The following is a 13,635-nucleotide window of genomic DNA, read 5'->3' on the forward strand; positions in this document are numbered from 1 at the left end:
CACGACAAATTGCGGATTGTGATAAAATATCCGCCTTCTGGTGAAACCCAACAGGAAAGATCATGATGAGCCTGGCCGGTAAAAAAATCGTACTTGGCGTCAGTGGCGGCATTGCTGCGTACAAAACCCCTGAGCTGGTACGTCGTTTACGGGAACGCGGCGCTGACGTCCGCGTGGCGATGACCGAAGCGGCAAAAGCGTTTATTACACCTCTGAGCTTACAGGCCGTTTCGGGTTATCCCGTTTCCGACAGCCTGCTTGATCCTGCAGCCGAAGCCGCGATGGGCCACATTGAGCTGGGGAAATGGGCCGATTTGGTTATCCTGGCCCCTGCTACGGCAGACCTGATTGCTCGCGTTGCCGCAGGTATGGCCAACGATCTGGTGTCAACAATCTGTCTGGCAACGCCAGCGCCTGTTGCCGTGCTACCGGCCATGAACCAGCAGATGTACCGCGCTGCCGCGACCCAGAACAACCTGGGCATCCTTGCTTCGCGAGGGTTGCTCATTTGGGGCCCTGACAGCGGTAGTCAGGCATGTGGTGATATCGGTCCTGGACGTATGCTGGACCCATTAACCATTGTGGATATGGCGGCAGAACATTTTTCACCTGTCAACTCCCTGCAACATCTCAACATCATGATTACGGCGGGCCCGACGCGTGAACCGCTTGATCCTGTGCGTTATATTTCCAACCACAGCTCCGGGAAAATGGGATTTGCTATCGCAGCCGCGGCCGCAAAGCGCGGAGCAAACGTCACGCTGGTATCGGGTCCGGTTTCGTTACCCACTCCGCCATTTGTCCAGCGCGTTGATGTGATGACCGCGCTGGAGATGGAAGCCGCCGTGCAATCTGCGGTGCAACAACAGCATATTTTCATCGGCTGCGCCGCAGTCGCTGATTATCGCGCTGACACGATCGCCCACGAAAAAATCAAAAAGCAGGCGACGCAGGGTGATGAATTAACAGTAAAAATGGTCAAAAATCCGGATATTATCGCCGGTGTTGCCGCACTGGTTGCTAACCGTCCCTTTGTCGTTGGGTTTGCCGCCGAAACAAATAATGTGGAAGAATATGCCCGGCAAAAACGCATCCGCAAAAACCTTGATGTGATCTGTGCGAACGATGTTTCGCTGTCTACTCAAGGATTTAACAGCGACAGCAACGCATTACACCTTTTTTGGCAGGATGGAGATAAAGTCTTACCGCTTGAGCGCAAAGAACTCCTGGGCCAATTATTACTCGACGAGATCGTGACCCGTTATGATGAAAAAAATCGACGTTAAGATTCTGGACCCGCGCGTAGGGCAACAATTTCCGCTTCCTACGTACGCCACCTCTGGTTCTGCCGGACTTGACCTGCGTGCTTGTCTTGATGACGCCGTAGAACTGGCGCCGGGCGCAACAACGCTGGTACCAACGGGGTTAGCTATCCACATTGCCGATCCTTCTCTGGCAGCGGTAATGCTCCCGCGTTCCGGATTGGGCCATAAGCACGGTATCGTACTGGGCAATCTGGTCGGTTTAATTGATTCCGACTACCAGGGCCAGCTGATGGTATCCGTCTGGAACCGTGGTCAGGACAGCTTCACTATCGAGCCGGGCGAGCGCATCGCGCAGATGGTATTTGTACCGGTTGTGCAGGCTGAATTTAATCTGGTGGAAGAGTTTGAAGCCACCGATCGTGGCGAAGGTGGCTTCGGCCATTCCGGGCGCAAGTAACCCGCAGAAAAGTATCCCACAGCGTAATAACGCAATAACATACCGCAAACAACAGTTTGCGGTCGCTGTGTGGATGCCTGCCTGGCAAGAGCTTATTTTCAGGGGTATTTTGTAACATGGTAGAAAAGCAAACTGCGAAAAGGAATCGTCGCGAAGAAATACTTCAGTCTCTGGCACTGATGCTTGAGTCCAGCGATGGTAGCCAACGCATCACCACAGCAAAGCTGGCAGCCTCAGTTGGCGTATCCGAAGCGGCATTGTATCGCCATTTCCCCAGCAAGACTCGCATGTTCGATAGCCTGATTGAGTTTATCGAAGATAGTCTGATTACCCGTATCAATCTGATTTTGAAAGATGAAAAGGACACCAACGCGCGCTTGCGTCTGATCGTACTGCTCATTTTAGGGTTCGGTGAGCGCAACCCTGGCCTGACGCGAATTCTGACCGGACACGCGTTGATGTTCGAGCAAGATCGTCTGCAAGGCCGTATTAACCAGCTTTTTGAGCGAATTGAGGCGCAATTACGCCAGGTTCTGCGAGAAAAAAGAATGCGTGAAGGTGAAGGCTACACCGTGGATGAAACGCTGCTGGCCAGCCAGTTGTTGGCTTTCTGCGAAGGTATGCTGTCCCGGTTTGTACGTAGCGAATTTAAATATCGTCCGACGGATGATTTCGACACCCGCTGGCCGTTGGTGGCTGCTCAGTTGCAATAGCAGATTTGTTTAGTCCGGCCTACGGGGTTACGTAGGCCGGATAAGCGCAGCGCCATCCGGCAGTTCTTAAACGCCGTACGCTTCGCGATAGGCCCGTACTGCCACCAGATGCTCTGCCATCTCTGGCTTCTCTTCCAGATACGCAATCAATTCTTTCAGGGTAATGATAGAAATCACCTTGCAGCCATAATCGCGTTCCACTTCCTGAATCGCTGAAATCTCGCCGCGACCGCGTTCCTGACGATCGAGAGAAATCAGTACCCCCGCCAGCGTGGCGCCATGAGCCTGGATAATTTCCATCGACTCACGAATAGCCGTACCTGCGGTGATAACATCATCGACCAGCATGACACGCCCTTCAAGTGCGCTACCTACCAGATTACCGCCTTCGCCGTGGGTTTTCGCCTCTTTACGGTTAAAGCAGTACGGCAAATCTTTATCATGGTGTTCCGCCAGCGCAACGGCCGTTGTGGTAGCAATCGGAATACCTTTGTAGGCCGGACCAAACAGCAAATCGAACTCAATACCGGAATCCACCAGCGCTTCGGCATAAAAACGGCCTAACAGTGCCAGGTCGCGCCCGGTATTAAACAGCCCGGCGTTGAAGAAATAGGGGCTTTTGCGCCCGGATTTCAGCGTAAATTCACCAAACTTTAGTACCTGCTTGCTAAGCGCAAACTCAATAAACTGGCGCTGATACGGTTTCATGGATTCGCTCCTCATCTCACTTTATTACAGACAAAAAAAAGGCGACTAATCAGTCGCCTTTAAAATCAATTTTCTAACGCCGCCTTCTGCGTCGCTACAATGGACTCGATCCCCCCTCGGGCCAATGCCAGTAGGGTGAGAAGTTCTTCATGGCTGAACGGCTCGCCTTCCGCCGTGCCCTGCACCTCTATAATGCGACCGTCTTCAGTCATCACCACGTTCATGTCGGTTTCTGCGGCAGAATCTTCAACGTATTCCAGGTCGCAGAGTGCTTCGCCGTTCACAATACCTACGGAGACCGCCGCGACCATCCCTTTCATTGGGTTGGTTTTCAGCTTACCGCTTGCTACCAGTTTGTTCAGCGCGTCAGCCAAAGCGACACAAGCACCGGTAATGGATGCGGTGCGCGTACCGCCATCGGCCTGAATAACATCGCAGTCCAGCGTAATAGTGAATTCGCCGAGCGTCTTCAGATCAACGGCGGCGCGCAGCGCACGCGCGATCAGACGCTGGATTTCCATGGTACGACCGCCCTGCTTACCTTTCGCCGCTTCACGGGCGTTACGGGTGTGCGTGGCGCGTGGCAGCATGCCATATTCTGCGGTGATCCAGCCCTGGCCCTGTCCTTTCAGAAAACGCGGTACGCCTTCATCAATCGAGGCGGTACACAGCACTTTGGTATCACCAAATTCGACCAGCACGGAGCCTTCAGCGTGTTTTGTATAATTACGGGTCAGGGTGACGGGACGCACCTGATTGGCACTACGACCTGCTGGACGCATGATAAATTCTCCGGCTTGAAACGAATGTGGCTGCGCATTATACGGACTTCCGACTGTTATTCCTATCCTGACAAGACGTGGATGGCTATAATCCTCCCATCTCATCTTTAAAAACAGGAACGTCTATGATCCGCAGCATGACCGCTTACGCCCGGCGTGAAATCAAGGGTGAATGGGGTAGCGCAACCTGGGAAATGCGCTCGGTAAACCAGCGTTATCTGGAAACTTATTTTCGCCTGCCGGAGCAGTTCCGTAGCCTTGAACCCGTTGTTCGCGAGCGCATCCGCACACGTCTGACGCGCGGTAAAGTCGAGTGTACGCTGCGTTTTGAGCCCGATGCCAGCGCCCAGGGCGAGCTGATTCTGAATGAAAAGCTCGCTAAACAGCTCGTGAGTGCGGCTAACTGGGTAAAAATGCAGAGTGATGAAGGTGAAATTAACCCGGTTGATATCCTGCGCTGGCCAGGCGTAATGGCTGCCCAGGAGCAAGATCTGGACGCCATTGCCGCCGAAATCCTCGCTGCGCTTGACGGTACGCTGGATGACTTCATCGTCGCGCGTGAAACCGAAGGTCAGGCGCTGAAAGCGCTGATCGAGCAGCGTCTGGAAGGCGTCAGCGCTGAAGTTACGAAAGTACGTGCACATATGCCGGAAATCCTGCAATGGCAGCGCGAGCGCCTGGTAGCCAAACTGGAAGACGCCCAGGTGCAACTGGAAAATAACCGCCTTGAGCAAGAACTGGTGCTGATGGCGCAGCGCATCGATGTGGCAGAAGAGTTAGATCGTCTGGAAGCCCACGTCAAAGAAACCTACAACATCCTGAAGAAAAAAGAGGCCGTTGGCCGTCGTCTGGACTTCATGATGCAGGAATTCAACCGTGAGTCGAACACTCTGGCATCCAAGTCTATCAATGCCGAGGTGACGAATTCCGCGATTGAACTGAAGGTATTGATCGAGCAAATGCGCGAGCAGATCCAGAACATCGAATAAGCCAGCATTCTACGTAGCCCGCCAATAAACGGCGGGACTACGTGTTTTCCCTTCGCTTTGGTACTCTTCCCATTCATTCCGAATTATATTTTCTCATCATTTATTATCACCACCCATAACACAAAGCGCATATCACCACGTATTTTCAGCACATTCGCATTAGCTGTAGTTATTAAAATCGTTTCACCTTAGAAAATCTCAATCGTGACAATGCGCACAAATCGTTAACCTTAGCCCCCAGCAAATCAGGGGGAATACATGCTGCTACACGTTTTATATTTAATTGGTATTACAGCTGAAGCCATGACCGGTGCGCTTGCGGCTGGGCGTCGTCGTATGGATACATTTGGCGTCATTATTATTGCCACCGCGACCGCCATTGGCGGCGGCTCAGTACGCGACATTCTTCTCGGCCACTATCCGCTTGGCTGGGTAAAGCACCCTGAATACGTCATTATCGTGGCGACCGCTGCGGTACTCACCACCATTATTGCTCCCGTCATGCCCTATCTGCGTAAAATATTCCTTGTACTGGATGCGCTGGGCCTGGTGGTTTTTTCTATTATTGGCGCTCAGGTGGCGCTGGATATGGGTCATGGGCCGATTATCGCCGTAGTCGCTGCAGTCACTACCGGCGTCTTTGGTGGTGTTTTACGTGATATGTTCTGCAAACGTATCCCATTAGTATTCCAGAAAGAACTGTATGCCGGCGTTTCATTTGCCGCTGCAGTGCTGTACATCGTGCTGCAACATTATGTCTCCAGTCACGATGTAGTGGTTATCTCTACCCTGCTCTTCGGCTTCACCGCCCGACTGCTGGCGCTGCGCCTGAAGTTAGGGCTACCGGTATTTTACTATCGCCATGAAGGCCATTAAGGCATAAAGCCCGCGATCCGCTGAGCAGCTAACCAGTTGCTCAGCGCAATGATCTCTCTATTCTCCAGCCACTGCATCACCTGGCGTGCCCGCCGCTCCCCCATGAAAGGCAACTGCCGCCAGCTTTGTTCACTGCGCGCCTGTAACTGCTGCCACGAACCATCCCGACTGGCATTCAGTGTTGCCTGTGTTAACGGTATTCCCATGGCAATCACCCAGCGCGTGAACGGGAGATGGCGCGACAGGTTGAACTGATGCCACAACTTCTCCCCTTTGTTCACGCCGAAGGTGGACTGTAGCTGCGCCTGGGTTAATCCTAGCCAGGAAAAGATATGTTCAAAGCGATACGCCTGATGGAGCTCTCGCCATCCCGCCTCGCCGATACCCTCCAGCCCCAGCACTTCTTTACCGCCCAGCCAGACCAGTCTGGCAACAAACTGTTCCTGGCACTCCGCTGTGGCATAAAAACAGGTTAATGAATTGAAGCGCTCCTCAGGTGGCACCGGCTTAATACGCTGGGTACTGCGCCAGACCACCTCATCTATACGGGGGATCCCTTGTCCAGCGAGGCTTATCAGAATCTGATCGCCAGGCGCGATATCCCATTCATTCCAGCGTCGTACAGAGCCAATATTGACGCGCTGCACCCGCTTATCATCCAGCATGACGGGGGTCAGCAATGCCACCACCGCAATTTTCCCGCTTTTGCCAACGGAGAACTGAATACCCGTTACCTCAGATACCCTTGCCACAGGAGGATATTTCCACGCCGCCAGCCAGTCACCCTGTCCGGGTAGCCAATACTGTGCCCGTGGCTCTTTTGCCGTTCGCACCACTACGCCATCCGTCACAAAAGGTAATGCTGAACTCCACCACCTGGCGCGCGACTTTTCGACGTCATCCGCATTTTTCACAGCCTGAGTAAAGCGTTGCGTGTAACTGAACCCGGCAGCAGTGAGTTGTTCCTGTCTTTCAGACATGAGCGCCGGACCATCAGGCCAGGCCCAGATAAAAATATCCAGCGAGCGTAATATTTCCGGGTTGCTCTGGCGCATCATCATTCCAGCAACCTTTGAGCGGGCGTTCATTCCGCCTTTCTGTTGCTGGATATGCCCCTGCTGCTGTAAAAATATCTCCCCCTGCAACGTACTGTTAGCGAGCTGTCCTGTGGTGGTGCGTGGCACGGAAGGGATCTGAAGAACCTTTTGCGTCCAGTCTTCGCCTTTCAGGCCGTTACCACGGCTAATCGCCTGTATCAGATTGCCGTTGCGATAGACCAGCGTGACCGCCACGCCGTCCACCTTTGGCTGTACCCAGAGATCGCTGCGAGTGTGCATCCATTGCTGTAGCGCTTGCTTATCGGCAAGTTTACGGACTCCCGTGTGGGGAACTGGATGCGGGACGGTGCCACTTATTGGGGGCGTAGACAGATCTGGTGGGGCTTCATCGCCAAAACAGCGCTGCCATTGGATGAGTTGCGCATTGAGCTGGTCATAAACGCCGTCGTCTACGGCACTTTCACCCTGTTTCCAGTAACTGTCATTCCACTGTGTGATCTGCTGCTGTAGTCGAGAAATTTCTTCGTTTGCCCTGGCAGGAGACCAGACTGGGCATACCGCCCATGCGGGTAGACATCCCATTAGCAAAACCAGCCCTATGCCTTTCCATAATCCCATGTTACCTCCGCTGAACACTGCATTTCCCGGCAGATATAGCGCGAAGTAAAAGGGAAACAGAGCGGCAAAAAATCATCCTGCGAGCACCGTTCCTGACATTTGCACAAATTGCTGCAAATCGCGGATAAAACAGAAAACTGGTACGCAAAACGCAATAAACATGCGCAAAAAGTGTGACAAGGGCTACGTCACATAGCGGCTACGTGTATAATAAGCCCGTATGTAGGCTCTCTTTCGACAATCACATACATTAAGATACTCATGGCTCAAGGCACGCTTTATATTGTTTCTGCCCCCAGTGGCGCGGGTAAATCCAGCCTGATTCAGGCTTTATTAAAGACCCAACCGTTGTATGACACCCAGGTTTCTGTTTCGCACACCACGCGCGCACCGCGCCCGGGGGAAGTGCACGGTGAACACTATTTCTTTGTGAACCATGATGAATTCAGAACCATGATTGGCAGAGACGCGTTTCTGGAACACGCTGAGGTTTTCGGTAATTACTACGGCACCTCGCGTGAGACCATTGAGCAAGTATTAGCATCCGGCGTAGACGTCTTTTTAGATATCGACTGGCAAGGTGCGCAGCAAATTCGTGAAAAAATGCCGCATGCGCGCAGTATTTTTATTTTGCCGCCATCTAAGATTGAGCTGGACCGCCGTCTGCGTGGCCGCGGTCAGGATAGCGAAGACGTGATCGCAAAACGTATGGCGCAAGCTGTTGCAGAAATGAGCCATTACGCCGAATATGATTATCTTATTGTGAATGATGACTTCGATACCGCCCTGGGCGATTTGAAAACTATCATTCGCGCCGAACGTCTGCGCATGAGCCGCCAAAAGCAGCGTCATGACGCTTTAATCAGCAAACTGTTGGCAGACTGAACCCACATTCAGTATCATGCCCAGTCATTTCTTCACCCGTGGAGCATTTTAAGTATGGCACGCGTAACTGTTCAGGACGCTGTAGAGAAAATTGGTAACCGTTTTGACCTGGTACTGGTCGCCGCGCGTCGCGCTCGTCAGATGCAGGTAGGCGGAAAGGATCCGCTCGTACCGGAAGAAAACGATAAAACTACCGTTATCGCGCTGCGCGAAATCGAAGAAGGTCTGATCAACAACCAGATCCTCGACGTGCGTGAGCGCCAGGAACAGCAAGAGCAGGAAGCCGCTGAATTACAAGCCGTTACCGCTATTGCTGAAGGTCGTCGTTAATCACAAAGCGGGTCGCCCTTGTATCTGTTTGAAAGCCTGAATCAACTGATTCAAAACTACCTGCCGGAAGACCAGATTAAGCGTCTTCGGCAGGCGTATCTCGTTGCACGTGACGCTCACGAGGGCCAGACACGTTCAAGCGGTGAACCCTATATCACGCACCCGGTAGCGGTAGCCTGCATTCTGGCCGAGATGAAACTCGACTACGAAACGCTGATGGCTGCGCTGCTGCATGACGTGATTGAAGATACTCCAGCCACCTACCAGGATATGGAACAGCTTTTTGGTAAAAGCGTTGCAGAACTGGTAGAAGGGGTATCGAAGCTTGATAAGCTTAAGTTTCGCGATAAGAAAGAGGCGCAAGCTGAAAACTTTCGCAAGATGATTATGGCGATGGTGCAGGATATCCGCGTCATTCTCATCAAACTTGCTGACCGTACCCACAACATGCGCACGCTGGGCTCATTACGCCCGGACAAGCGTCGCCGCATCGCCCGTGAAACCCTCGAAATCTATAGTCCGCTGGCGCACCGTTTAGGTATTCATCACATTAAAACCGAGCTGGAAGAGCTGGGTTTTGAAGCGTTGTACCCAAACCGCTATCGCGTGATTAAAGAAGTGGTAAAAGCCGCTCGCGGCAACCGTAAAGAGATGATCCAAAAAATCCTCTCGGAAATCGAAGGGCGTTTGCAAGAGGCAGGCATTCCGTGTCGCGTAAGCGGGCGTGAGAAGCACCTGTACTCGATCTACTGCAAAATGGTGCTCAAAGAGCAGCGTTTTCACTCCATCATGGACATCTACGCGTTTCGCGTTATCGTTCATGATTCCGATACCTGCTATCGCGTACTCGGCCAGATGCACAGCCTGTACAAACCACGTCCTGGTCGCGTGAAAGACTATATCGCCATTCCGAAAGCTAACGGATATCAGTCTTTGCACACCTCAATGATCGGCCCACACGGTGTCCCGGTAGAAGTACAGATTCGTACTGAAGACATGGACCAGATGGCAGAGATGGGGGTTGCAGCGCACTGGGCTTACAAAGAGCACGGCGGCGAAAGCAGCACCACTGCGCAAATCCGCGCTCAGCGCTGGATGCAAAGCCTGCTGGAACTGCAGCAGAGCGCCGGTAGCTCGTTTGAATTTATTGAAAGCGTTAAATCTGATCTCTTCCCGGATGAGATTTATGTTTTCACACCGGAAGGGCGCATTGTCGAACTGCCTGCCGGTGCAACGCCTGTCGACTTTGCCTACGCCGTGCATACCGATATCGGTCACGCCTGCGTTGGCGCACGCGTCGACAGACAGCCTTACCCGCTTTCACAACCGCTCTTTAGCGGCCAGACCGTTGAGATTATTACCGCGCCGGGCGCACGTCCGAACGCCGCATGGCTCAACTTCGTCGTCAGTTCGAAAGCGCGCGCCAAAATTCGCCAACTGCTGAAAAACCTCAAGCGCGATGATTCCGTTAGTCTGGGTCGTCGACTGCTCAACCATGCCCTGGGCGGTAGCCGTAAACTGGCTGAGATCCCACCAGAGAGCATCCAGCGTGAGCTTGAGCGTATGAAGCTCGCCACGCTTGACGATCTGCTCGCAGAAATCGGTCTGGGTAACGCCATGAGCGTGGTGGTAGCGAAAAACCTTCAGCAGGGCGAAGCAACGACAAATGTGCCGGCGCAATCTGGTCACGGTCATCTGCCGATCAAAGGCGCAGACGGCGTGCTGATCACCTTTGCGAAATGCTGTCGTCCGATTCCAGGCGATCCAATCATTGCCCACGTCAGTCCGGGTAAAGGTCTGGTGATTCACCATGAATCCTGCCGTAATATTCGTGGCTACCAGAAAGAGCCAGAGAAGTTTATGGCGGTGGAATGGGATAAAGAGACGGAGCAGGAGTTCATTACAGAGATTAAGGTGGATATGTTTAACCACCAGGGTGCTCTGGCGAACCTGACGGCGGCAATCAACACGACCACCTCCAACATTCAAAGTCTGAATACGGAAGAGAAAGATGGCCGCGTCTATAGCGCCTTTATTCGCCTGACCGCTCGCGATCGCGTGCACCTGGCGAATATCATGCGCAAAATTCGCGTCATGCCGGACGTGATAAAAGTCACCCGAAACCGAAACTAGTCTTATGAATGAACAGCGCTATGCACGTATCCGCGAGATGCTCGCGCGTCGGCAGCCCGATCTGACCGTCTGCATGGAGCAGGTCCACAAACCTCATAACGTTTCTGCGATCATTCGTACTGCAGATGCGGTCGGCGTGCATGAAGTCCACGCCGTCTGGCCGGGTAGCCGTATGCGCACCATGGCCTCTTCTGCCGCAGGCAGCAACAGTTGGGTGCAGGTGAAAACTCACCTTACCATTGGCGATGCGGTCACACATTTAAAAAGCCAGGGCATGCAGGTTCTGGCTACTCATCTGTCAGATAACGCCGTGGATTTTCGCGAGATTGATTACACGCGGCCCACCTGCATCCTGATGGGCCAGGAGAAAACCGGCATCACTCAGGAAGCGTTGGATCTGGCTGATCAGGACATCATCATTCCCATGACTGGCATGGTGCAGTCGCTGAACGTTTCTGTCGCCTCCGCGCTAATCCTGTACGAAGCGCAGCGCCAGCGGCAAAATGCTGGCATGTACCGACGAGAAAACAGCATGCTGCCACAAGACGAGCAGCAGCGCTTACTGTTTGAAGGCGGTTATCCGGTGCTGGCGAATGTCGCTAAGCGCAAAGGTCTTCCCTACCCTCACGTCAACACGCAGGGCGAAATTGAAGCCGATGCAACGTGGTGGGCCACTATGCAATCTGCGAGATAAACGCGATGAAAGGCCGTTTACTGGATGCCATCCCACTCAACTCTCTGACCGGCGTTGGCGCAGCGCAAAGCAGTAAACTGGCGAAAATTGGCCTGCACACCGTGCAGGACCTCCTGCTCCACCTCCCTCTGCGTTACGAAGATCGTACCCATCTGTACCCCATTGGCGAATTGTTACCGGGCGTCTATGCCACCGTTGAAGGCGAAGTGTTGAACTGTAATATCACCTTCGGTGGCCGCCGGATGATGACCTGTCAGATCAGCGATGGCTCCGGCATTCTCACCATGCGCTTTTTCAATTTCAGCGCTGCGATGAAAAACAGCCTTGCGACCGGTCGCCGGGTGCTGGCCTACGGTGAAGCCAAACGCGGGAAATATGGGGCAGAAATGATTCACCCGGAATACCGCGTGCAGGGCGATCTCAGCACGCCGGAATTGCAAGAAACGCTCACACCGGTGTATCCAACTACCGAAGGCGTGAAGCAGGCCACGCTGCGCAAACTGACCGATCAAGCGCTGGATCTGCTCGATACCTGCGCCATTGCCGAACTGCTGCCACCAGAGCTGTTACAGGGCATGATGAGCCTGCCGGAAGCCCTGCGCACGCTACACCGTCCACCGCCGTCACTGCAATTGAGCGATCTGGAAACCGGCCAGCATCCGGCGCAGCGACGTCTGATTCTGGAAGAGCTTCTGGCGCATAACCTCAGCATGCTGGCGCTACGCGCCGGGGCACAGCGCTTCCACGCCCAGCCGCTGAGCGCAAACGACACGCTGAAAGACCAACTGCTGGCGGCGCTACCGTTTAAACCCACCGGCGCACAGGCCCGCGTTACCGCTGAGATCGAACGCGATATGGCGCTGGATGTCCCAATGATGCGTCTGGTGCAGGGCGATGTCGGCTCCGGTAAAACCCTGGTTGCGGCTCTGGCCGCGCTGCGGGCTATCGCACATGGTAAGCAGGTGGCGCTGATGGCCCCCACCGAATTGCTGGCTGAACAGCATGCGAATAACTTCCGCAACTGGTTCGCGCCTCTGGGCGTTGAAGTGGGCTGGCTGGCAGGTAAGCAGAAAGGCAAAGCGCGCCAGGCACAGCAGGAAGCCATCGCCAGCGGCCAGGTACAGATGATTGTCGGCACACACGCGATTTTCCAGGAGCAGGTGCAGTTCAACGGACTGGCGCTGGTTATCATCGATGAGCAACACCGTTTTGGCGTGCATCAGCGTCTTGCGCTGTGGGAGAAAGGCCAGCAGCAGGGTTTTCACCCGCACCAGCTAATCATGACCGCCACGCCAATCCCGCGCACGCTGGCGATGACCGCCTATGCCGATCTCGACACGTCGGTCATTGACGAACTGCCTCCGGGGCGTACGCCGGTCACTACGGTGGCCATTCCGGATACCCGCCGCAGCGATATTATTGACCGCGTGCGCAACGCCTGCACCCACGAAGGGCGTCAGGCGTACTGGGTCTGTACGTTAATTGAAGAGTCTGATTTGTTAGAAGCTCAGGCGGCTGAAGCGACGTGGGAAGAGCTTAAACTGGCGTTGCCCGAACTCAATATTGGCCTGGTACACGGGCGCATGAAGCCTGCCGAGAAGCAGTCGGTAATGGCTGCTTTTAAACAGGGAGATTTGCATCTGCTCATTGCCACCACGGTGATTGAAGTGGGCGTGGACGTACCCAATGCCAGCCTGATGATTATTGAAAACCCGGAGCGCCTGGGCCTGGCGCAGTTGCACCAGCTACGTGGTCGCGTAGGTCGAGGCGCGGTGGCCTCCCATTGCGTCCTGCTCTATAAATCACCGCTGTCAAAAACTGCACAACAACGCCTGCAGGTTCTGCGAGATAGCAACGACGGATTCGTCATTGCGCAAAAAGATTTAGAGATTCGCGGCCCCGGCGAGCTGTTGGGTACACGCCAGACCGGAACGGCGGAATTCAAAGTTGCGGACTTACTGCGTGATCAAGCGATTATCCCGGAAGTTCAGCGTATTGCCCGCCATATTCATGAACGTTACCCGCAACAGGCTGTGGCGCTAATCGAGCGCTGGATGCCGGAAACCGAACGCTACTCCAACGCATAGTTGATTCTTAGCGGCGGCGGATGTGACTCCGCCGCACAGC

The 13,635-nt window shown here is 54.0% G+C and carries 13 protein-coding genes; 10 read left to right on the plus strand and 3 right to left on the minus strand.

Going from position 1 to position 13,635, the window contains the following annotated elements:
• Positions 1-65 precede the first annotated feature (65 nt).
• The 3 genes from coaBC (at position 66) to slmA (ending at position 2,435) form a co-directional block, all read left to right on the plus strand.
• Positions 66-1,286 carry a bifunctional phosphopantothenoylcysteine decarboxylase/phosphopantothenate--cysteine ligase CoaBC gene (gene coaBC / locus OGW16_RS09715; protein ID WP_087052877.1) on the plus strand — a complete coding sequence of 407 codons (1,221 nt, stop codon included), beginning with the start codon at positions 66-68 and terminating at the stop codon, positions 1,284-1,286.
• Positions 1,264-1,722, plus strand: a complete 459-nt coding sequence (gene dut, locus OGW16_RS09720) for a dUTP diphosphatase (RefSeq protein ID WP_003827259.1) — start codon at positions 1,264-1,266, stop codon at positions 1,720-1,722. Before coaBC ends, dut begins: the two co-directional genes overlap by 23 nt.
• 116 nt (positions 1,723-1,838) lie before the next feature.
• Positions 1,839-2,435, plus strand: a complete 597-nt coding sequence (gene slmA, locus OGW16_RS09725; RefSeq protein WP_003827257.1) for a nucleoid occlusion factor SlmA — start codon at positions 1,839-1,841, stop codon at positions 2,433-2,435.
• Positions 2,436-2,501: 66 nt separating this feature from the next.
• Here the strand turns inward: slmA and pyrE are convergent, their stop codons facing one another.
• Together pyrE and rph are read right to left on the minus strand one after the other, a co-directional pair.
• Complete coding sequence (pyrE, locus tag OGW16_RS09730) at positions 2,502-3,143, minus strand: orotate phosphoribosyltransferase (RefSeq protein WP_043018746.1); 642 nt, start codon at positions 3,141-3,143, stop codon at positions 2,502-2,504.
• A gap of 65 nt (positions 3,144-3,208) precedes the next feature.
• Positions 3,209-3,925: a ribonuclease PH gene (gene rph, locus OGW16_RS09735; RefSeq protein WP_003024054.1), complete on the minus strand. Its 717-nt coding sequence runs from the start codon at positions 3,923-3,925 to the stop codon at positions 3,209-3,211.
• 125 nt (positions 3,926-4,050) lie between these two features.
• Here rph and OGW16_RS09740 point away from each other — a divergent pair, with 125 nt between their 5' ends.
• Positions 4,051-4,914, plus strand: a complete 864-nt coding sequence (locus OGW16_RS09740; protein ID WP_003024052.1) for a YicC/YloC family endoribonuclease — start codon at positions 4,051-4,053, stop codon at positions 4,912-4,914.
• Between the two features lie 258 nt (positions 4,915-5,172).
• Positions 5,173-5,790, plus strand: a complete 618-nt coding sequence (locus OGW16_RS09745) for a trimeric intracellular cation channel family protein (RefSeq protein ID WP_003024049.1) — start codon at positions 5,173-5,175, stop codon at positions 5,788-5,790.
• Here the strand turns inward: OGW16_RS09745 and ligB are convergent.
• The gene (gene ligB, locus OGW16_RS09750) at positions 5,787-7,466 is read right to left on the minus strand and encodes an NAD-dependent DNA ligase LigB (RefSeq protein WP_286518370.1); all 1,680 of its coding nucleotides are present in this window, start codon (positions 7,464-7,466) and stop codon (positions 5,787-5,789) included. The two genes, OGW16_RS09745 and ligB, sit on opposite strands and share 4 nt — an antisense overlap.
• 261 nt (positions 7,467-7,727) lie before the next feature.
• Between ligB and gmk the strand changes: the two genes are divergently transcribed.
• The 5 genes from gmk to recG are packed head-to-tail and all read left to right on the plus strand — an operon-like array spanning position 7,728 to position 13,595.
• The gene (gene gmk, locus OGW16_RS09755; RefSeq protein WP_003024042.1) at positions 7,728-8,351 is read left to right on the plus strand and encodes a guanylate kinase; all 624 of its coding nucleotides are present in this window, start codon (positions 7,728-7,730) and stop codon (positions 8,349-8,351) included.
• Positions 8,352-8,405: 54 nt separating this feature from the next.
• A complete protein-coding gene (gene rpoZ, locus OGW16_RS09760) occupies positions 8,406-8,681 on the plus strand; it encodes a DNA-directed RNA polymerase subunit omega (protein ID WP_000135058.1) in 276 nt (91 codons plus the stop codon).
• An 18-nt stretch (positions 8,682-8,699) separates the two neighbouring features.
• On the plus strand, positions 8,700-10,814 hold the full coding sequence (gene spoT, locus OGW16_RS09765; RefSeq protein WP_032950538.1) for a bifunctional GTP diphosphokinase/guanosine-3',5'-bis pyrophosphate 3'-pyrophosphohydrolase: 2,115 nt from the start codon (positions 8,700-8,702) through the stop codon (positions 10,812-10,814).
• Positions 10,815-10,818: 4 nt separating this feature from the next.
• Positions 10,819-11,508: a tRNA (guanosine(18)-2'-O)-methyltransferase TrmH gene (trmH, locus tag OGW16_RS09770; RefSeq protein ID WP_043018748.1), complete on the plus strand. Its 690-nt coding sequence runs from the start codon at positions 10,819-10,821 to the stop codon at positions 11,506-11,508.
• A 5-nt stretch (positions 11,509-11,513) separates the two neighbouring features.
• Positions 11,514-13,595: an ATP-dependent DNA helicase RecG gene (gene recG / locus OGW16_RS09775; protein ID WP_075145470.1), complete on the plus strand. Its 2,082-nt coding sequence runs from the start codon at positions 11,514-11,516 to the stop codon at positions 13,593-13,595.
• Positions 13,596-13,635 lie beyond the last annotated feature (40 nt).

Origin of the sequence: Citrobacter sp. Ce104 (assembly GCF_030334595.1) — a bacterium.
In the GTDB taxonomy this organism is placed as follows: Bacteria; Pseudomonadota; Gammaproteobacteria; order Enterobacterales; family Enterobacteriaceae; genus Citrobacter; species Citrobacter europaeus.